Source organism: Lachnoclostridium phytofermentans ISDg (genome assembly GCF_000018685.1).
Lineage (GTDB): Bacteria > Bacillota > Clostridia > Lachnospirales > Lachnospiraceae > Lachnoclostridium > Lachnoclostridium phytofermentans.
The window spans coordinates 3,062,068-3,083,926 of the sequence record NC_010001.1 but is presented as its reverse complement, the minus strand read 5'-3'; the positions used below and the strand labels follow the sequence as shown (position 1 = coordinate 3,083,926).

15 protein-coding genes are annotated in these 21,859 nt (G+C 33.5%); 13 read left to right on the top strand and 2 right to left on the bottom strand.

The window, feature by feature from the left end:
* Nucleotides 1–39: 39 nt before the first annotated feature.
* From CPHY_RS12955 to CPHY_RS12925, 6 genes are all read left to right on the top strand, one after another.
* Complete coding sequence (locus CPHY_RS12955; RefSeq protein ID WP_012200524.1) at nt 40–840, top strand: TlyA family RNA methyltransferase; 801 nt, start codon at nt 40–42, stop codon at nt 838–840.
* A 126-nt stretch (nt 841–966) separates the two neighbouring features.
* Nucleotides 967–1,824: an NAD(+)/NADH kinase gene (locus CPHY_RS12950; protein ID WP_012200523.1), complete on the top strand. Its 858-nt coding sequence runs from the start codon at nt 967–969 to the stop codon at nt 1,822–1,824.
* A gap of 21 nt (nt 1,825–1,845) precedes the next feature.
* On the top strand, nt 1,846–2,304 hold the full coding sequence (argR, locus tag CPHY_RS12945) for an arginine repressor (RefSeq protein ID WP_012200522.1): 459 nt from the start codon (nt 1,846–1,848) through the stop codon (nt 2,302–2,304).
* Between the two features lie 183 nt (nt 2,305–2,487).
* Nucleotides 2,488–3,216, top strand: coding sequence for a YebC/PmpR family DNA-binding transcriptional regulator (locus CPHY_RS12940; protein WP_012200521.1), 729 nt, complete (start codon nt 2,488–2,490; stop codon nt 3,214–3,216).
* Between the two features lie 488 nt (nt 3,217–3,704).
* Nucleotides 3,705–4,454, top strand: coding sequence for a zinc-ribbon domain-containing protein (locus CPHY_RS12935; RefSeq protein ID WP_012200520.1), 750 nt, complete (start codon nt 3,705–3,707; stop codon nt 4,452–4,454).
* 798 nt (nt 4,455–5,252) lie between these two features.
* A complete protein-coding gene (locus CPHY_RS12925) occupies nt 5,253–5,819 on the top strand; it encodes an outer membrane protein assembly factor BamD (protein WP_012200518.1) in 567 nt (188 codons plus the stop codon).
* 138 nt (nt 5,820–5,957) lie between these two features.
* Here the strand turns inward: CPHY_RS12925 and CPHY_RS12920 are convergent, their stop codons facing one another.
* A complete protein-coding gene (locus CPHY_RS12920; RefSeq protein ID WP_012200517.1) occupies nt 5,958–6,536 on the bottom strand; it encodes a chloramphenicol phosphotransferase CPT family protein in 579 nt (192 codons plus the stop codon).
* A gap of 543 nt (nt 6,537–7,079) precedes the next feature.
* Nucleotides 7,080–7,550, bottom strand: coding sequence for a hypothetical protein (locus tag CPHY_RS12910; RefSeq protein WP_012200515.1), 471 nt, complete (start codon nt 7,548–7,550; stop codon nt 7,080–7,082).
* 525 nt (nt 7,551–8,075) lie between these two features.
* Between CPHY_RS12910 and CPHY_RS20865 the strand changes: the two genes are divergently transcribed.
* From CPHY_RS20865 to CPHY_RS12870, 7 genes are all read left to right on the top strand, one after another.
* Nucleotides 8,076–11,978 carry an Ig-like domain-containing protein gene (locus tag CPHY_RS20865; protein ID WP_012200514.1) on the top strand — a complete coding sequence of 1,301 codons (3,903 nt, stop codon included), beginning with the start codon at nt 8,076–8,078 and terminating at the stop codon, nt 11,976–11,978.
* A gap of 288 nt (nt 11,979–12,266) precedes the next feature.
* Entirely contained in the window at nt 12,267–13,952 is a 1,686-nt protein-coding gene (recN, locus tag CPHY_RS12895) for a DNA repair protein RecN (RefSeq protein ID WP_012200513.1), read from the top strand.
* A 235-nt stretch (nt 13,953–14,187) separates the two neighbouring features.
* Nucleotides 14,188–15,525 carry a SpoIVB peptidase gene (spoIVB, locus tag CPHY_RS12890; RefSeq protein WP_012200512.1) on the top strand — a complete coding sequence of 446 codons (1,338 nt, stop codon included), beginning with the start codon at nt 14,188–14,190 and terminating at the stop codon, nt 15,523–15,525.
* A 557-nt stretch (nt 15,526–16,082) separates the two neighbouring features.
* Nucleotides 16,083–16,883 (top strand): sporulation transcription factor Spo0A, encoded by an 801-nt coding sequence (gene spo0A, locus CPHY_RS12885; RefSeq protein WP_012200511.1) that lies wholly within the window; start codon nt 16,083–16,085, stop codon nt 16,881–16,883.
* A 118-nt stretch (nt 16,884–17,001) separates the two neighbouring features.
* A complete protein-coding gene (glgA, locus tag CPHY_RS12880) occupies nt 17,002–18,438 on the top strand; it encodes a glycogen synthase GlgA (protein ID WP_012200510.1) in 1,437 nt (478 codons plus the stop codon).
* A 369-nt stretch (nt 18,439–18,807) separates the two neighbouring features.
* A complete protein-coding gene (locus tag CPHY_RS12875; protein ID WP_012200509.1) occupies nt 18,808–20,289 on the top strand; it encodes a UDP-N-acetylmuramoyl-L-alanyl-D-glutamate--2,6-diaminopimelate ligase in 1,482 nt (493 codons plus the stop codon).
* Between the two features lie 35 nt (nt 20,290–20,324).
* Nucleotides 20,325–21,848, top strand: a complete 1,524-nt coding sequence (locus CPHY_RS12870) for a UDP-N-acetylmuramoyl-tripeptide--D-alanyl-D-alanine ligase (RefSeq protein ID WP_012200508.1) — start codon at nt 20,325–20,327, stop codon at nt 21,846–21,848.
* Nucleotides 21,849–21,859: the final 11 nt, after the last annotated feature.

Here is a 21,859-nt window from a genome sequence, read left to right as displayed (position 1 = left end):
AGCCGATCCTAAAAGATAGTCGCAGCATGGAGGCTATAGATGAAAGAACGTCTGGATGTTCTGCTGGTAGCTAGAAATCTGGCAGAATCAAGAGAAAAAGCGAAAGCAATCATAATGTCTGGGAATGTTTATGTTGACGGTCAAAAGGAAGATAAAGCTGGGAGCATGTTTAAACCAGAAGTTTCGATTGAAGTGAAAGGTACTGCGATGAAGTATGTAAGTCGCGGTGGTTATAAATTAGAAAAAGCAATAGAAGAACATCAACTTTCCTTAGAGGGAAAGGTATGTATGGATGTAGGTTCTTCTACTGGTGGGTTTACGGACTGTATGCTACAAAACGGTGCTACAAAGGTATTTGCCGTAGATGTTGGAACCAATCAACTTGCCTGGAAATTAAGGCAGGATGAGCGAGTGATTTCCATGGAGAAAACCAACATCCGCCACGTAACACCGGAAGACATCAAGGAACAAGTGGATTTTGTCTCCATTGATGTTGCCTTTATCTCCTTAACGAAAGTATTAGAACCTGTTCATGCGCTAATGAAAGATGGGGCAGAAATTGTTTGTTTAATTAAGCCACAGTTTGAGGCTGGAAGAGAAAAGGTTGGGAAAAAGGGAGTTGTTCGTGAGCCAAAGGTTCATGAAGAAGTTATTGAGATGGTCATGAATTATGCGAATACCCTAGGATTTGTATTGATACACCTAGACTATTCCCCTATTCGTGGTCCAGAAGGAAATATCGAATATTTACTTCATATGAGAAAGTCGCAGTCAGAGGATATTAGCACACTCTTACAAAGTGTTCCTGAGATTGTATCAAGAGCTCATCAGTCATTATAACACTTGTCAAGGTGATAACGGTATGTTATATTGAAACTAGCATTTACTTAATTTGTGCGAAAATCAGCGAAAATTGCATTTCTTTCAACTAAATGCGTTATTAGTGTGCGCAGGAATGGTGGTTAAATGAAAAAGTTTTGCATTATTGCAAATAGAGATAAAGATGAAAATTTAACGATTACTCAAACGATGTTAGAGTTTTTAGAAGCCAATGGAAAAACTGTTTATGTGACGGAAGAGTCTTGCTTAGAAGGAAGCTATACGGATGTTTCCGGAATTCCCAAAGATGTAGAGTGTGCTATCGTCTTAGGCGGCGATGGAACGATTCTACAGGCAGCTCATGATTTGTTACAATTAGATATCCCAATTTTAGGGGTAAACCTAGGCACATTAGGATTTTTAGCAGAGATTGAGACTCTTACAATGAAGCAGGCATTTTCAAAACTGTTTCTAAATCAATATAATATAGAAAGCCGTATGATGATAGATGCTACCGTTTTTAAAGAGGGGCAGAGCTTAAGTAGTCATAAGGTGAGTGCAATCAATGATGTTGTGATTACAAGGAGTGGCTTCTCAAGAATTATTGGTGTTTCTATTTTTATTAATGGTGAGGTTGTTCAGAATTACCGAGGAGATGGGGTAATTATCTCAACGCCGACTGGCTCCACTGGATATAATTTATCTGCTGGTGGTCCGATTGTAACACCGAAAGCAGAGATGATTATGATAACTCCAATTTGTCCACATTCTCTAAATGCAAGAAGTATTATTGTAACAAGTGATGATACAGTAGAGATTCAGATAAGAGAGAGTAAAAAAACACAGGAAGAGGAAGCGATTGTCACGGTAGATGGAAGCTTTTCGATGGAACTACAGGCGAATGATCGTATTCTTATTAAAAAAGCGAAGGAAAGAGTGAAGTTAGTTCGTTTGGAAGGCCATAGCTTCTTTCATTTACTACGTACAAAATTTGGAGATAAGTAGAAACTTTGGGGAGGTACAAGATTGAAGATAGGAAGACAGAGTAAAATTGTTGAGTTAATAAGCAAACATAATATTGAAACTCAAGAAGAGCTTGCAGATCTGCTTGTAAAAGCCGGCTATCGTGTAACCCAGGCAACGATATCTAGAGATATCAGGGAATTAAAGCTTACTAAGGTAGCAACTGATAACGGCAAGCAGAAGTACATTGTTCTTACAAACCAGGAATCTGGTATGTCAGAGAAATATATTCGAATTCTAAGAGATGGATTTGTGTCTATGGATATGGCACAAAATATTATCATAGTAAAGACGGTTTCTGGTATGGCGATGGCGGTAGCAGCAGCACTAGATGCACTTCATATTGAAGGTATCGTCGGTTGTATCGCAGGAGATGATACAATTATGTGTGCAATTCGTACAGTTCCAGATACCATCTCTGTAATGGAAAAGTTGTCAAAATTAATTAACGGTAACAAATAAGAAATACGTAAATTGCGCTTAGCGAACTTTTTTTCATGAATACGCTTAGCGTAATTTCATTTACAGTAATTAAGATATTCCAATAGATTAATGCAATCTATTGCTATAAAGAAGCTGTCTTTGACAGCTGTAGTTGTGGTGTTTCCCAACTACATACGAGAAAGAAATAAAAGGAGTATAATCATGTCAGGACATTCAAAATTCGCAAACATTAAGCACAAAAAAGAGAAAAATGATGCTACGAAAGGAAAAATCTTCACAAGACTTGGCCGTGAGATTGCAGTTGCCGTTAAGGAAGGTGGTCCAGACCCTAATAATAATAATAAGTTAAAGGATATTGTTGCAAAAGCGAAAGCAAACAATATGCCAAATGACACCATCGACCGTAGCATTAAAAAGGCTGCTGGAGAAGGTAATGCCGTTAACTATGAATTTGTAACTTATGAAGGTTATGGTCCAAGTGGTACCGCAATTATTGTAGAAGCGTTAACTGATAATAAGAATCGTACTGCAGCAAATGTACGTAATGCATTTACAAAAGGTAATGGTAGCGTAGGAACACAAGGTTGCGTTTCTTATATGTTTGATCAAAAAGGCCAGATTATCATCGATAAAGAAGAATGCGATATGGCATCCGATGATCTTATGATGCTTGCACTTGATGCTGGAGCATCAGATTTTAATGAAGAAGATGATAGCTTTGAAGTATTAACTGAGCCAGATGATTTCAGCGTAGTACGTGAAACGTTAGAAAAAGCCGGAGTACCAATGATGCAAGCAGAAGTAACTATGATTCCTCAAACTTGGGTAGAACTTTCTGATGAAACGGACTTAAAGAACATAAATCGTACCTTGGATCTTCTAGATGAGGATGATGATGTACAGCAGGTTTATCATAACTGGGATGAGTAATTAATAAGATGATAATCCAGTAAAATCAAGTATTTCAGAAATTTTAAATTTACTTATTTTTATCCAGTTTTGACATACGGAACAATTTCATTTTATTAAAATAATAACATACTTTTATACTTGTATATCATAACTGAAACAAGAAAGGAGTATGTTATTTTTATGCTATTAGAGGATTGTTTAAAAGAATTTATATTTAATTGTAAAAAATAGAAAACTAGGAGGAAAATTAAAGCGTATACAAACAATAATGCATTGATGTTTGACTATTTAAAGAGAAAATTTAATATGTAAGATATAGAGGATATAAGTTATAAGAGCATACAGAAATATTAGTGTATACAGAAATATAAGTGTCTATGTCATATTTTTTATAAGTTAAAATTCGCTTAATGAGTGTCCATAAAAGTACATTTAAAACTTGAATATATTGGAAAAGGCTAATATAATAATTAAGCAATAGAATACATATGAACAAGGAGAAAAAAATGGCATTAATAAATTGTCCAGAGTGTAATAAGGAAATATCAGATAAAGTTAAAGCGTGTCCACATTGTGGTTTCCCAATGGATGAAAGCATTCAAAAAGTTGAAGTAGTAAAAAGTAAACAAATTTACTTTATTTTAGGCTTTATACTTATATTGGCTATTTCATTTTTAATAGGAATTAAAATTAGAAATGACAAGCTTAAAGAAGAACAACGTAAAATAGAAGAGAGTTATCTTACAGACTATAAAACAGCCTATGATTCCTTACTTTTGTATGCTGCTAAGTGTGAAAAAATAACAGGAGTTGTCTATAATGTTTGGAATGAAAACATTAAAAATAGCAATACCAGAAATGATTTCAATACAAATATTTCTTATCTTTACAGTGGTGATGACTATAAAGATGATTGGAACCGCTATGTACATGGGGTGATGATATATGGTTATGGTTATGATTTAAAAAGATTTGGATTGACAATTAGTGATATTGAAGAATTTAGAGAATTGGTATCTAGTGTTGCTGAAAATGATAGCATTATACATAATCAAATTAAAGCTTTGCAAAATCCACCAGAAAAATTCAAAGAATTATACAATGAAGTCTTATTACTGTATAGCGCCTATCAAGGATTGAGTGAACAAGCTCAAAACCCTAGCGGAAACTTAACATCGTTTACTTCTGATATAAGTGATAAAAAAGAGCTTTTTTTATCGATATATAATAAAATTCAACTTCTATTACCAGATTAATGTACCTTAGAGCTTCTTGATGAGGATGATGTGCAGAAGTTTTATAATAACTAGGAAGAGTAATTAAATCATTAAAAATCTAATGAAATTAATACTTACAGGGTTTTTTAGTGTACTTATTGTTGCCAGCTATGACATACGGAGCAATTTCATTTTATTAATAGAGTAACATACTTTTTTGATACCTATATTTATAATGGACAAGAATATGATGTATCGCAAATACGATATCTTTATAGCCAAGGACAACTAGTAAAAGCAATAACTCTATTTAGAGAGTTGACAGGAGCAGGACTTGCAGATTCAAAAAAATTGTTGAAGGTCTACCTCGTATGTCAGCAGAGAAAATGAAAAATTTTGAAATTAAATGTCCAAAATGTGGTTCGTCTAATTTTGACATGGTTATGCGTAATTGGAGTATGCTTACTGGATTTATGACAAATAAAGTAGATAGAGTTTGTAGAAATTGTAAACATGGGGTCACTCAATGACAGTAATAGAAAGATTATCGCTAGAATTATCCAACAAAGAATACCTAACTCAAGCGGAATATATTCAATTCTTAACAGAAAACAACCTTATATCAACAGATATATATAATAAGGAAATAATGCAGAAACAATTATTATGTATAATTTTTACTCCTTTTTGTAAATGTGCCAGTCAATATTTTTACCAACAGTAAAAATTCGGGTTTACTTCTTATACATCAGGAGGTAAAATATACCTATTGAGATAATAGAAAAGGAAATACCAGTGGCATTGTAATTAATAAATAACTGTTTTAAGGGAGAATGCATGAAAAAAATATATGTAATGTTGTTGGGGATTTGTATGATAATTGTTTTATGTAGTTGTTCAAAGCAATCTACTAATCAAGTAGAAGAATCTACAGATTTTGCAACGCCAAAGAAAGATAAAGATCAAATAATATATGAAGAAGCACTTGATTATGCTTATGATGGTAATTTTGCGAGTGCTGTAAGTAAACTAAACGAATTTGTTGAACCATATGAAGATAGCGAGGAATTGATAGAATTATTTGGTAAAGATATTAGTAGTACGTTTATTGGTACATGGCATTGTAGCAGAGCCAATTCTTGTAATGATATGGATATAACATTGACGATATATCCTATTTATCGCCATGGTGAAATGCAACTGTATTTTGAAAGAGATATGAAAAGTGAAGCAGGGAAAACATCAACTGGGAGTAGCAACATAACTGGAACAATAGGTATTCCTTCTTCAAGTTTGGCAACTGTTCCAAACTTGAATAGCGCAAAATGGACTGTAGATGGAAGTATACTGACAGAATTATTTTCAGGCGATAATAATAAACAGAATACTTACACTAAAAGATAATATTAAAATGACTATCTTATTATGGATTGTGGTAAAATGCCGTAATCCTTTTTAGCGCATGATATTGATTTTTACGGGGAAACACAATTACGGTATGCGAAAGAAATGTTAGAAAAACTTCAGGGCGCTATTCTAACACTAAAAGTTTATAAGAGTGCGAGCTATACTTTGTTTCCTAAGTTTTTTGAACGCTTGGAAATTATCTGGATTATCTAGTAGAGCGATAATTTTTTCTGCGCATTCTTCGGTAGTATTCGCGTGAGTATCAACAGTAATATCATACGTCTTGTCTATAGGGTATAAATCGGGTAGTTGACTTTCTGCTAGTCCAATATCACGGTCGCCACGTTCTTTTTCTCGTCGCTGTAGTTCTTCTAGTGGACATGTCACTTGAACAAAAAGAGCTGGATAATCATGAAGTATTTCCAGCATTTTTGATGGCAAATAATCGTCAACAAAAACATCATCAACAATCGTATTATAGCCCATGTCAGAGTACATTTTGATGGTGTAATACATATTAATGATGGATTGTAGCCAAATTCCTTCATTTTCATCACTATCGTTGTTGATGAATTTTTTAGGTGTCATGTACATAAAAGTATCCATAGACATCCAGTAATAGGGTTCTGTTAAGCGTTCTTGCAAGGTTTTTGATAAAGTTGTTTTTCCTGCACTGGATACACCATTTAGGTAAATAATTTTTCCTTTCTTCATCTAGAAATCCTCCTTCTATAATTCAAATCTTGCAACCATTTCGCCGTCTTTTATATGCCCTGTTTCCATGAATCCAACAGAAGTATACAAACTAATAGCATTATACCACACATTTATAAGATAAATGAACATTCAATCTTTTTATCAAAGTTAACATAGTAGTAATATAATCTTGACATTCTGTTTCTGGTGTGCCAAACATAAGCGCATTCATTTATAACAGTGTTTTGGCCAAATCATAATCTCTTTTGTGAACGTAAAAGATGTATTCATATGCTATATTTAAGTCTTGTCCTAATGTACCTGTACGTGCCCTACTATCATTAAGTGCAGATGGGCTATTTCTATTTATAGTCTTTAGTCTGTAATCAATGTTATTATCATTTAATATTTGCCTTAGTTCAGATTGTTTTTGCATAGAAAAAGTTATGATTAATTCCTTTCGATTAAAGAGTGTTATCATTATATACCTCTTTCTTAAACGTAATATTTTTGATCTAATATTCAATAAATCGATTTAACCTAATATTCAATAAATCGATTTTAGCTAATTACAGTAATCTTGCTGTTTTTATAAATTGATATACTATTTTTTATTATGAGTCCAGTATTAAGTAAGACAAATAACGATATTGCAATGTAAATGATATACATAACGTAATATGTAGTTAAATTCTCGATACTCGAATACCCTTTGAACGCTAGATAATTACCGAATTCTTTATGAAACGTATCTATTATTTCTTCTGTTTCATTTTCAACATATCTAAAAGTGATTGTTAGTATTTCACCTTTTTGATTGATTTTAATATTTTCATTATTAATATTAGTGATTTTTTGAATAATGTCCTTTAAATTATCTGTGTTTACCTCATTAGTAACTCTGAAATCAATAATTGTTGCCCCATTTATATTTACATCACTAAATAATGATTTTCTATAAGTTATTACAAGGCTGATAGTTGTAATTAAAAACATAATACTCAAGATTAAATATACGATCCTATACCTCATAGGAAGACCTCCTTTCATATCTAATAACTTAATAAAATAATAACGTAAATACTAAAGATAGTAAATACATTTATTTACATAATTTAATCTTTACATATTAATGCTGATTTAATATTGCCTATTTAAAAATACAGCATAACGGTCACTCTTATAATGGATAGGATATGCCCCTTAACGTTTCTAAATACCTTATCTTTCTAATCCGAAATTACTAAACATTTCCTGAAATTAATTCATGTATAAACTAAGTAAATAGCGAAAGATGTCGATATAATTTAAAGGAAAAAGGTTAGATGATATATTATCTTTTATAATAGATATCTGTAATAATATACAGATTTTGTTTCTATTGTAGAAAAATGATATAAAATAGACCTTTTTCACGGTTATTGACACACAAATGTCAAAAAGGACTGGTAAATTGTACTAAAAGAAGCATAGTTAGGAAACAGCAAGACAGGTGGCGATGTAGTACATTAGATAAGTTACCTCTTGGCGTGGAAAATATAATGGAGGGATGGAAGAATGAGATTCAAAAGCAGAAGGAAAATTGCCTGTTTTTTATTATGCATGGTAATGGTATTTAATTTATTTCCAATTACAGATACCGAAGGGGAAGTTATTATTACACCAATGGTGGAAAGTGCGAAAGCAGCAGATGTTACTATGCCAACCGGCATACTATATTTTAAAGATGGTCAACAAAATTATACCAACAATGCTTTAATTGAGGTAAAGAGTGGGACACTGAATTTAACGATTGGACACTCTTCATCATCTTTACCGACAGCTGCGGAAATAACTTGGGATTTAAAATCATTCGATAGCACTGTTATCGACGTAAGACCTAAGGTTGGTGTTGATGGTTCTAAAGATAATGCAGATATTGTCGCAATAGGACCTGGATACTCTCAACTTGGTGCGATTGTTAAATATGATGGTTATACTTATAGAATAGACTGTACAGTACATGTACCGCTTAAGTTGGCGGATGGTCAATCAAAAGACGGTATGTTTGGTCTTTTAACAACATTTTTAAATACTAGTAGTGAATATGGCCTACAGTTAAAATATGATAATACTAACAAGACTTATAATAAGTATTTATTAAAGGTAAAATATACTAGTTATGATCCTAATTATGCAAATAACTTTGATGTTAATGTTCCAGAAGGTGGTTCTGTCACAACCTCAATACCACCGTCACTACGTTTTGAAAGCAGTAATGTCAATGTTGTAACAGTCGATCAAAATGGTGTCGTTACCGCAATTGGTGCCGGTTATTCTATGATTACCATTGAGACCATGACAAAATACAATAATGTAACCGATGTTATTAAATTACCGGTTGTTGTAGCACCGACTGGTAAGATTTCTGGTACTACGGATGCAATGAGTGGTGCATTTACGTATAATGCAACCAGTCCAAACTTTATGTTAGAAACCAATGCAGTAAAAGCTAGTAATTTAGTTTGGGAATTTCATAAAGGAGATTCGATAACTGGAGAAAAGTTTCAAATTGGAAAAACTGATTTGATGGAAGTTAGTATCAGTGAGATTGGAAACACGGTTTCTTTTAAGAATGTAAAAGCTGGTACCTATTTTATCACAGCAAGACCAACAGACATCTACTTAGAGACAAACGGTACAATTCAAAGAATGGAGTTTACTTTGAAGGTTCCTTTGTTCTTTAACCATGATGAAATCACTATGAATGTTGGAGATACTTATGATATTTATGGTAACTCTAATATGCAGGCATCAAATTGGTACGGTTATAGCTCAAGTGACGACAATATTGCAACGGTTGATGCGAAAGGTGTAGTTACAGCTAAGAATGCTGGTGATGTTTTAATTACAATGACTGCTAGACCAGATAATCCATTTAAAGATGATCCTAACTATCAAACAAGAGTGTTAAAAGTTAAGGTACTTGATGGTCTTGGATTAAATTATACATCAGCAACTATCTATACTGGTTCCACACTTCAGCTTGCACTAACTTCTTCAAGTAAAGAACCTTCGAAATGGGTATCCAGTAATCCAGCAGTTGCTTCCGTAGATCAGGATGGTTTGGTAAAAGGTCTAACTGCAGGTGATACTGTTATCACTGTAACTCAAGTTATTAATGGTATTACTAAGAAGTTGCAATGTAAAATTAAAGTTATACAAACTGTAAATAAAATTACTCTAAATCCAAGTACAGCAAAGATTGGAATTGGCGATTACCTTACCGTTAATGCGACGGTTGATCCAAAGCTTAATGATGTAAAATTACATTGGGTAAGTTCGGATGAGAAAGTATTTAAAATCGTTGATCCAGGAAATATATCTGCAACCATTCAAGGTGTTGGTGGTGGAGTGGCAGTGCTAAGTGCCATCAATAAAGATAATATTGTAGTAGGCTCTTGTTTGGTACGAGTATATCAACCAATCGAAAAAATTATTCTCTCTGATACTTCTGTTAAAGTACCATTATCCAATGGAAGTTTCAAATTATTTGCAACAATTGAGCCAGTAGCCGCAAAAGATGAGCCTATTGTTTGGCGTTCTTCTGATGAAAGTGTACTTACAGTAGATCAAAATGGTAAAGTAACCTTAAAGAAAACCGGAAATGCTGCAATTATTGTTACATCTGCAAACAATGCGAATGTACAAGCAACCTGTAATGTAACAGTTACGAAAGCAGTTACTGGTGTTTCTATTGATTATAAAACAAAAGACATGTTTGTTGGAGAAACGTTCCGACTAACTTATACTGTAAAACCAGCAGATTCTTATAATGCAGCTGTTACTTGGATATCAACTAATACATCAGTAGCGACAGTTGATGGTACAGGTCTAGTAACAGCAAGAGCAGTAGGTAGTACAACTATTATCCTTAAGACAGTGGACGGAGGATATTTAGCTACTTGTATCATTAACGTTAGTAGAACCGCTACTGCTGTAAAATTAGATGTTACGAAGCTAGTCTTAAATGTTGGTGATTATTATTATTTCCAGACAACTCTTACTCCTGCAGATACTACAGAAAAGAATTTAACTTGGGAATCTAGTGATAAGAGTATTGCAACAGTCTCCAATACTGGTAAGATTGTAGCAAAAGGTGCTGGACAATGTATCATCATGGTAAAAACCAAAAGTGGTTCTACTGGTTATTGTGCTGTAACAGTCGTACAACCAACAACTGGTATAAAGATAAGTAGTAAAAAAGAAACAATACGTGTACGTGGTGTACTAGAACTAGAAGCAACGGTATTGCCAGAAGGTAAAGTAAGCCAAGATGTTATATGGTCAAGTTCAGATACTTCAGTTGCTAAAGTAGATAAGAAGGGTAAAGTAACTGGTGTAGCTGGTGGTTTAGCTCTCATTATGGTGCAGAGTGTAGACGGAGGCTTTAGGGAGTATTGTACAGTTACGGTAGAAGAATACGTTACGCAAATTAAGTTAAATAAGACATCTTATAGACTTGGACTTGGAAAAACATTTCAATTGGTAGCGACAATTGAAGGGGAAAGAGCAACAAACAAGGAAATTCGCTGGACAACTAGTAATAAGTCAATTGTAACGGTTGATAAAAATGGTAAGATAAAGGGATTGAAACTTGGAACAGCAACGATTACTGCTCATGCAACAGATGGCTCTGGGGCAGAAGCTTCCTGTACTGTCAGAGTAAGTCGTTTGGTAACAAGTATTGATCTTGATACTAACTACATTACTTTAGTACAAGGTAAGTCATATAATTTAAAAGCTACTGTAAAACCAAGTAATGCAACCTTTAAAACTCCACTCTATAGTTCTAGTGATAAAGCAATAGCAATTGTAAATAAAAATGGTGTTATTACGGGATTAGAACCAGGAAATTGTATTGTAACTGCGAAAGCAGACGATAGTAGTGGTATATCAGCAATTTGTTATGTACGAGTTATAGCACCAGTGCCAAGTACAGGAATTACAGTTCAGGAATCGGAAGTTATCATGTCTCCAGGTGAGACAAAGACAGTCCGTATCTCCATGGTACCTAACAACTCAACGGATTCGTATACTTGGAGTTCTGATAACCCAGTGGTTGCAAGTGTAAATGAATCTACAGGTAGAATACTTGCAAAGGAAGTTGGTACAGCTAATATAACAGTAATGACGGAATCAGGACGAAAAGCAACGATTACAGTTTATGTCGTTGGTCTTAGTAAGACAAATCTTGAACTAGAAACCTATAGTTCAGAAAGACTTCGAATTGATATTGATTCCAAAAGTAATCTGAAAGTACGTTGGGATGTCGATAACCAAAATGTTGCTACTGTTGATAGCAGCGGTTTGGTAACAGGAAGAAAGATCGGAACAACCACTGTTTACGCAACAATAAACGGTAGAAGAATTGCATGTAAGGTCAATGTCGTGAAGATTGGAAACACTGGACAAAAGTAAAAAAGTAATACTATATTTATTTCATAATTTTATTCTGAACAAGAAAAAGCACGATACACAAACTTTTCCTTATCATGAGTAAATAATATTGGCTCTGCGCCTCCTGTACATATGATTGAATTAACATATGACTGGGTGCAGAGCTTTTTTAGTATCTGCATTAGTGATTTATGTTATTGATATGAGAATATTAATTTTTAAAAAATCAGGGATTGAACTTGTAGATAAGTTGTGCTAAAATAAGAAAAAAACGAACATATGTTTGATTGAAAATTATAGGAGGGAACTATGCTGCTAAGTCTGCATGTTAAGAACTTTGCCATTATTGATGAGGTCGAAGTTTATTTTAAAGATCATTTGAATATATTAACAGGTGAAACCGGTGCTGGTAAGTCTATCTTAATTGATTCCATTAATGTTGCACTTGGCGGCAAAGTAACCAAAGACATTATTCGAAAAAATTGTGAATATGCATTGGTAGAATTAGTGTTTGTAACGAATCGTCCTGAAGTATTAAAGCTTCTTGAGGAGAACGATTTACCAACAGAAGATGGTCAGATATTAATTTCTAGAAAGATTATGACAAATGGTAGGAGCATCTGCAAATTAAATGGGGAGAATGTAACCGCCCAATTGTTAAAAGATATTGCTACCTTGCTTCTTGATATCCACGGACAGCATGAACATCAGTCCTTATTATATAAACATAAGCATTTAGAGATGATTGACCGTTTTGCAAAAGAAGAAGCAGCGGTACATAAAGAAAAAGTCCAAGAATTATATCATTCTTATCAAAAATTAAAAGAAGAATATGATAATGCTGAGATTGATGAGGATAAACGTTTAAGAGAACTTTCTTTCTTAGAATATGAGATGAATGAAATAGAAGAAGCGAAGCTTGTGATGGATGAAGATATCAGTTTACAAGCAGAATATAAAAAATTATCCAATGCAAATTTAATTAATGAAAATTTATCAGGAGCTTACAAGCAAACATCAGACAGTTCAGATAGTGCAGCTGATTTAGTTAGTCGAGCTGTAAAATTTTTAAGTAAGATATCTGAGTATGATTTGCAGTTAAATGGATTTTTAACTCAATTAATTGATATTGAGGGGTTACTCAATGACTTCAATCGTGATGTTTCAGAGTATCTTAGTGATTCTGGTGATGGTTTAGAAGGCTTTATAGAGGTTGAAAATCGTTTAAATCTGATAAATCACTTAAAATCAAAGTATGGAAATAGCATTGGTGAGATTTTTAATTATTATAAAAATTTGGATTCAAAAAAGAAAAAATACGAAGCTTATGATGAATATTTGCAGGATCTAAGACAAAAAATAGATGTAACAGAACAAAAGTTAAGAAAAGAATGTGAGATATTATCTTCTATTCGTAGAAAAACATCATCTCAATTAGCGGAAAAGATGAAAGCAGCTTTAATTGATTTAAATTTCTTGGATGTGAATTTTGAGATAGAGATTAAACAACTTAACAATTATACGGTTAATGGTTTAGATGAAGCCGAATTTATGATTTCTACTAACCCAGGAGAACCAATTAGACCACTTGCAAAAATTGCATCTGGTGGTGAATTGTCAAGAATCATGTTGGCCATCAAGTCGGTTATGGCTAAAAAAGATGATATTCAGACATTAATTTTTGATGAAATAGATGTTGGTATCAGTGGAAGAACTGCTCAAAAAGTATCAGAAAAATTAGGTTTATTAGCTGGTGAACATCAAATTTTATGTATTACACATTTACCACAGATTGCAGCAATGGCTGATACACATTTTATTATTGAAAAAAATACCGATGGCATTTCAACAAATACAAATATACGTCAATTAGACGAAACAGAGGTTGTTCAAGAATTAGCAAGAATTCTTGGTGGTGCTAAAATTACAGACAATGTTCTAACGAATGCTTTAGAGATGAAAGAACTAGCGAATCATACGAAAAAATATCGCTAAATTGCTGCCATGAATAACAAAAAGAGGATTGGTAACAAAGACTGAAACTCCTAGTTTGAAAAAAATTGATTTACACATACTAAACTCAGAAAGAAATTAAGAATTAAGGATATACTAATACGGTATATCCTTTTGTATTCTGACGAAAGTTAGTAACATGAGGTTCTTATGATATAACAATAAAATTCATTAGTTATAGCATAAAGTTATGTTATGAGAAAGGCAGGAGATTAGTATGCATAAATCACTCACAGGGGAAATTAATGCCGATCCGAGAAAAAGGAGATACCGAAGATTTTTAGTGTTATTTTTAATACTTGATGTCATAGGTATCTTCTTATTTTCCTATTATATATTGAACAAAGCAATACCTGATAAAATTAGAATTTTAGTTGATAAATCGCAGAATTTTAATCTTAAAATTCCAATACAAGCGGAAATTGAAAGCGATGATGTAACTGTATCACAGATAGCAAAATCTAATGTACCTGCCGGACAGATGCACATTGACCTTAATAAACCGTTTCAATTACAAGCAAATAAAACTGGTTCGTATAAAGTAAATTTAAAATTATTTGGATGGTTATCAATTAAAAATATCTCCCTTGATGTAATCGACACGATAGAGGTTATTCCCTGCGGGGGAACTATCGGTATCACTTTAGAAACAGATGGTATTCTAGTGCTTGGTACAGCGGAGGTAATGTCCAAAGATGGTATGAATTATGAACCTGCTCTTAATATATTAAAAACAGGCGATTATATTATGGAAGCAAATAATCAAAGTTTATCTAGCAAAGAAGAACTGATACAAATTATTCAATCATGTGATGGTCAGCCGGTTTCTTTAAAAGTGAAAAGAGATTCTGAGTATGTTACCCTCAAAGTGCAACCAGTTGCTACCGCAACCGGTGAATATAAAATTGGTACTTGGATACGAGATGATACACAAGGTATTGGAACATTAACCTTTGTTACAACTACAGGTGATTATGGTGCGTTAGGTCATGGAATTACAGATGTTGATACTGGACTTTTAATGTCTGTAAAGACTGGCGGAGTATATGATGCTGAAGTTGTAAATATCATCAAAGGTAAGGCAGGACAACCTGGTGAGTTAAGTGGAGTTATTCATGAAAATTCTCTTAGTAAGATAGGTTCGATAACTAAGAATACCCCACAAGGGATATTTGGACAAATTGTAAATACTTCTGATATTTACAAACGTGTTTCAAATAATATATATAATAGTCCGATACCAATTGCGTTAAAACAAGAGATAAAAACAGGGGATGCTACAATTCTATGTAATGTGGAAGGTCAAATTAAAGAATATAAGATATCCATTGAAAATATAGACTTTGGAAATAAGACCCATAGTAAAGGGTTAGTAATAAAAATTACGGATGAACGTCTAAAAGAATTGACTGGAGGAATTGTGCAAGGAATGAGTGGTAGTCCAATTATCCAAAATGGGAAATTAGTAGGAGCTGTAACCCATGTCTTTATTCGTGATGCTTCGATGGGATATGGCACTTTCATAGAAAATATGCTCGAGATAATCCAACAGTAAAGCTGTTTCTACGCCTATTTTACAGAAAGTCGATTGCTTCAAAATACAACCTTATTAAGAAGAAAATTAAAAAATAATAAAAAAATATTAAATTTAAGATTGACTTTCTGTCGAATAATGCGTTAAAATAGAATTGAAAATTTGGGAAATTATGGGTATAATTTTCCTGTGACTGTTAGCAAAATATTACAATTTGCATTCTTCTATTCTAGAATTAGAAATTATGTTTGGCATGTTAGACCTCTTGCCGAAGTTTATTGTAAACAAATTGTTTTTTCGTGTTAATAGTGACAGCAATACTAATTTCTCTTTAAAACTTTACTAAAAAATCTTAACAAAAAACTATAGACTTAAGTTTTTTAATCGATTTTTTAGAGGTTTTACAATCGGAGTTAGTATAAAAAATCATACGAAACAGCTTTACTGATATAGCGCGCATATTATGTAAGGTAGATAGTGTCATAAAAGGTAAGAAAAATATGAAAGGAATTGGGCCCCTTTCATTATAACACTTCTCGTATGATATCGGAAGGAAAAGAATATTAGGAGGTTTCGTAATGGGGAAAATAAGTGTGGTAATCGTTGACGACAACATCAGAATGTTAAATCTATTAGAAGAAGTACTAAAGAATGATAATGATGTCGAAGTAATTGGTAGAGCTGAAAATGGTCTTGAAGCATTAGAAGTAATTAAGGATAAAAATCCTGATGTTGTTTTATTGGATTTAATTATGCCAAAATTAGATGGACTAGGAGTTATGGAGAAGATCAAAAAGAGTTCTGAATTTAAAAAGGCACCATCTTTTATTGTCATTACGGCGATCGGTCAAGAGCGCGTAACTGAGAATGCATTTGAATTAGGCGCTAGTTACTATATTCTTAAACCATTCGATAATAATACTGTATTAAGTAGAATCAAGCAATTAAAAGCAGATTATCATATCAAATTAGTGGATAATCATAAACTAAATACATTTGATAATCCTGCAGCTTATAAAGAAAAAAATTTGGAGTCAGATGTTACCAATATCATTCATGAAATCGGTGTACCTGCACATATTAAAGGATATCAGTATCTTAGAGATGCAATTATGATGTCTGTTGATGATACTGAAATGTTAAACTCCATTACAAAACAATTATATCCATCGATTGCAAAGCGTCATAAAACTACACCAAGCAGAGTAGAAAGAGCGATACGTCATGCAATTGAAGTAGCTTGGAGTAGAGGCAAGATGGACACAATAGATGATTTATTTGGTTATACCGTTAGTAATGGAAAAGGTAAGCCAACGAATTCAGAGTTTGTAGCTTTAATAGCAGATAAAATCCGTTTAGAGTATAAGCTTAGAATGTGATGAATTTGCCTCTTTTCTATTATTGTAATGTATTGTATAATTATTTTTAGTATTGCATACATAGTAATGGAACGGACTTCTGTAGGGAATTGCAATAATAAAACTGGAGGCGTAACGTATGAAAAAGATTTTATTCGTTGCATCAGAAAGCGTTCCATTTATTAAGACAGATGGTCTGGCTGATGTTGTAGGTTCTTTACCGAAATACATAAATAAGAATAATTTTGATATTCGTGTTATTCTCCCTAATTATATGTCGATTCCGAGGCAGTGGAAGGAGAAAATGCTGTATCGGACGCATTTTTACATGAATTTAAATTGGAGAACACAATATGTTGGTGTATTAGAATATCAATATGAAGGAATATGGTATTATTTTATTGATAATGAATTTTATTTTGCAGGAAATAAACCATATGGAAATATATACGAAGACATTGAAAAATTCGCTTTTTTAAGCAAAGCAGTTTTAACCTGTCTACCGGTACTTGACTTCCGACCAGATATTATACACTGTCATGATTGGCAGACAGGGTTAGTTCCAGTATTTTTACATGATAGCTTTCAAAAAAATGAATTTTATCATGGTATAAAAACTATAATGACAATACATAATCTAAAGTTTCAAGGAGTTTGGGATAAAAAGACGGTACAGGATATAACAGCGCTATCTGAGTACTACTTTTCTCCTGACAAACTGGAAACATACGGTGATGCGAATTATCTAAAAGGAGGTATCGTATTCTCTGATTATATAACAACGGTTAGCGATACCTATGCGCACGATATCACTATGCCTTTCTACGGAGAAGGATTGGATGGGTTAATGCGCGCTCGTTCCGATTGTCTATGTGGAATTGTAAATGGAATTGATTATGAGGAATACAATCCAGAATTCGATCCTTTCATAAACAAACCATATAATGCAAAGAACTTTAGAAAAGAAAAGATAAAAAATAAGCGTGCACTTCAACAGGAATTAGGTCTAGCGAAGGATGATAAAGCTTTTATGATTGGAATAGTTTCACGCTTAATAGATCAAAACGGATTGGATTTGATTGATTGCGTGATGGAAGATATATGCGCAGAGGATACGCAACTGATTATCCTTGGTACTGGTAAAGATAGATATGAAAATTTATTTCGCCATTATGCAAGGAAATATAGTAGTCGTGTATCTGCAAATATTTTTTATTCTAATGAACAATCCCATAAAATTTATGCCGCATGTGATGCGTTTTTAATGCCCTCACTGTTTGAACCTTGCGGCTTAAGCCAGTTAATGAGTTTAAGGTATGGTACAGTTCCCATAGTGAGAGAAACCGGTGGTCTTGTAGATACCGTTGAGCCATATAACCAACACGAAAGTACAGGAACAGGATTTACTTTTAAAAATTATAATGCTCATGAGATGCTATACACCATCCGATTTGCAAAAGAAATATATCAAGATAAAAAGCGAGAATGGAATAAGATTATTGATAGAGGAATGGCAAAAGATTTTTCGTGGAAAACTTCTGCGAGAAAATATGAAGAGTTATATGAATCTTTATAAGTAATATTTTTCCCACGGTTTGTATAGACCGTGGGAATTTCTCGTGTAAAAAATATTATACTATTATAGACAAACAGTATCGAAACACAAAGAAGCAATAACAAAAACGGGAATGAATATTTAATAATAGCAGTAATTGAATGAAATCATGCAGAAATTACCATAGGAATTTATGATAATTATAGATAAGATAGGAATAGATTAATAAAAAGACAGTGAAAGATTTTAACCTTTCACCCATCAAGTTCGTGCCTGCGTTGCTTGTTCAAGCTGTTGATACAGCATGTAGAAATGAAGTAATATATGAAACGAAGAAATGAAACGAAGAAATGAAACGAAGAAATGAAACGAAGAAATGAGGATAATACAATGAAGTTAACCAAGTTATTAGAGCGTCTAACTTACCAATGTAAAGAAGGAACTGTTGATAGAGAAATTAGTACGTTATGCTATGATTCAAGAAAAGTAGAAAAGGATTCTATCTTCGTATGCATTACAGGTGTAGTAAGCGACGGTCATTCTTTTGTTAATGAGGTTATCGCAAAAGGTTCCACTGTAATTGTTGCTGAGAAGGAAGTATCTGTACCAGATGGTGTTACCTTATTATTAGTATCAAATACTAGAGAAGCACTTGCTTATTTATCCGCAGCGTATTTTGATTATCCAGCAGAAAAATTAAAAACAATTGGAATCACTGGTACGAAGGGTAAAACAACGACAACTTACATGGTTCATTCCATTCTTTCTGAGGCAGGAATAAAAACTGGTCTAATTGGTACGATTGAGACGATGATAGGGGATACTGTTATACCAGCGAATAATACGACGCCAGAATCCTATCTGGTACAACAATATTTTGCCAAGATGGTAGAGGATGGTTGTACATGTGTTGTAATGGAGGTATCTTCCCAAGGCTTAATGCTTCATCGTGTGAGTGGATTTACCTTTGATATTGGCGTATTTACCAACATGGAGCCAGACCACATTGGGCCAGGAGAACATGGAAGTTTTGAAGAGTATATGGCTTGTAAGGGACTTCTTTTCAAGCAATGTAAGGTGGGTATCGCTAATGTTGATGACAAACATATGGAACAGGTGCTAAGTGGCCATACTTGTACACTAGAGACTTATGGACTTAGTGAAAAAGCAGATTTAAGAGCAGTTGATATCGATTTACATTCCAAACTTGGTAACTTAATGGTATTATATAAGGTAAAGGGATTATGTGACTTCCCAGTTCAAGTTAATATACCAGGAAAATTTACTGTTTATAATTCGCTAACAGCAATTGCAATCTGTAGACATTTTAATATCAGTACAGAACGTATCAAGGAAGTGTTAACTAAGGTTAAGGTAAAAGGCAGAGTAGAGCCAGTAGAAGTTTCAAAAAAATTCACGATGATGATCGACTATGCTCATAACGCAATGAGTCTTCAAAGTGTATTATCTACCCTAAGAGAATATGAGCCAAAGCGTTTAGTATGCTTATTTGGCTGTGGAGGGAATCGTTCAAAAGACCGTCGTTTTGAGATGGGTGAGATATCATCGAATTTAGCAGATTATACGATTGTTACTTCAGATAATCCTAGGTTTGAGGAACCACAGGATATCTTAAATGATATTGTTGTTGGAGTAAAGCGTGGTAAAGGAGACTATATAGCGATCCTTGATCGTAAGGAAGCAATCCGTCACAGTATCTTAACTGCGAAAGAAGGAGACATCATTCTGATTGCTGGGAAAGGCCATGAAAATTATCAAGAAATTCGTGGTGTGAAGCATCATATGGATGATCGAGAATTGATACAAGAGATCGTTGCAGAGATGACATTAGAGCAGCGAAATGCTCTTTAAAAAAATACGCGCAAGCGACAGAATAGAGGTTTCTTATGGCAACGTTTCATGTAAACGAAATTGCTACAATTACTGGTGGCACTATAATAAAGGGAAATAATGATAGAACAATTTTTAAAATAAGCACTAACTCAAAAGTAGGAGATAGTGATACACTCTTTGTACCCATTGTTGGTGAAAGAGTAGATGCACATGATTTCATTGCAGATGCTTATAGGCAAGGTATCAGAGTAACGCTAACAAGCAAAGATGAAATAGCAGAAGGTACCGAAGATATGGTTTATATTAAAGTAAATCATACAGTAGAAGCATTACAACGTCTAGGAGAATATCATCGTGACCATAGTAATGTTCCAATCATTGGGATAACCGGAAGTGTTGGAAAAACTACGACAAAGGAAATGATAGCAGCAGCGTTTAGTACCAGAAGTAATGTTTTAAAAACGATTGGGAATATGAATAGTCAAGTTGGTTTGCCACAAATGATGCTGATGCTTGAAGATACTCATGAAGTTGGTATTATTGAGATGGGTATGAGTGAATTTGGTGAAATGGAGCGTATCGCTAAAGTAGCAAAGCCTAAAATGGCAGTTGTTACAAACATCGGTGTTTCGCATATCGGACAGTTAAAGACACAGGAAAATATTCGGAAAGAAAAATTAAACATTGTGAATTACTTTACCGAGGATTCCATTCTTCTATTAAATGGTGATGATCAGCTATTATTGGAAATCTACGATGAATATAGAAAAGATAATAGCTCTGTCAAAGAAAAAACACAAAATAATGGTAGTGTTGATTTATCAGAAATGACACGAAGAAGCTTAAATAAGGCATCTGTTTATACCTTTGGAACAAACCCTGATTGTACCATTTATGCTGACAACATAAAAACAGATGGTGAGTCAACAACATTTACTTTTCATTACAAAAATGGTACGAAAGAAGAACTTGTAGATGACATCACTTTATCAGTTCTTGGTAAGCATAATATATTAAACGCTCTTGCTGCTATTTTCTTTGCAATTCAATTAGGAATAGATCCTTTGGCTGCAAAAGAAGGATTAAAAGAGTATAAACCAATCGCAATGCGTGGAGAGATAGAAAAAGTCAATGGAATCACAATAATTGACGATACTTACAATGCTAGTCCTGACTCCATGAAGGGAGCAATTCATGTTATAATGGATATGCCAAAAGAACATAAGAAGTTCATAGTATTTGCGGATATTTTAGAACTTGGAGACATCTCTAAAAAATGTCATTATGAGGTGGGAGAATATTTAGCAAAGCAATGTAAGATAGAAAAAGCTTGTGGGAAAGAATCAACATTTATCGATGAAGTAATAACGATTGGTGAGGAAGCAAAGTATATCCTCGATGGAGTAAGGGAAAACGGGGAAGACATAAACACAAAGAGTTTTATGGAGCGAGAGGAAGCTTTTAAATATATTAAAACTAATTTGACAAAAAGGGACGTTATACTTTTAAAAGGTTCCCGAGGTATGAAGCTTGATTTAATCGTTGAGAGATTAAAGGAAGAGTTAGTTAAGTGTTAATGTACATGTGA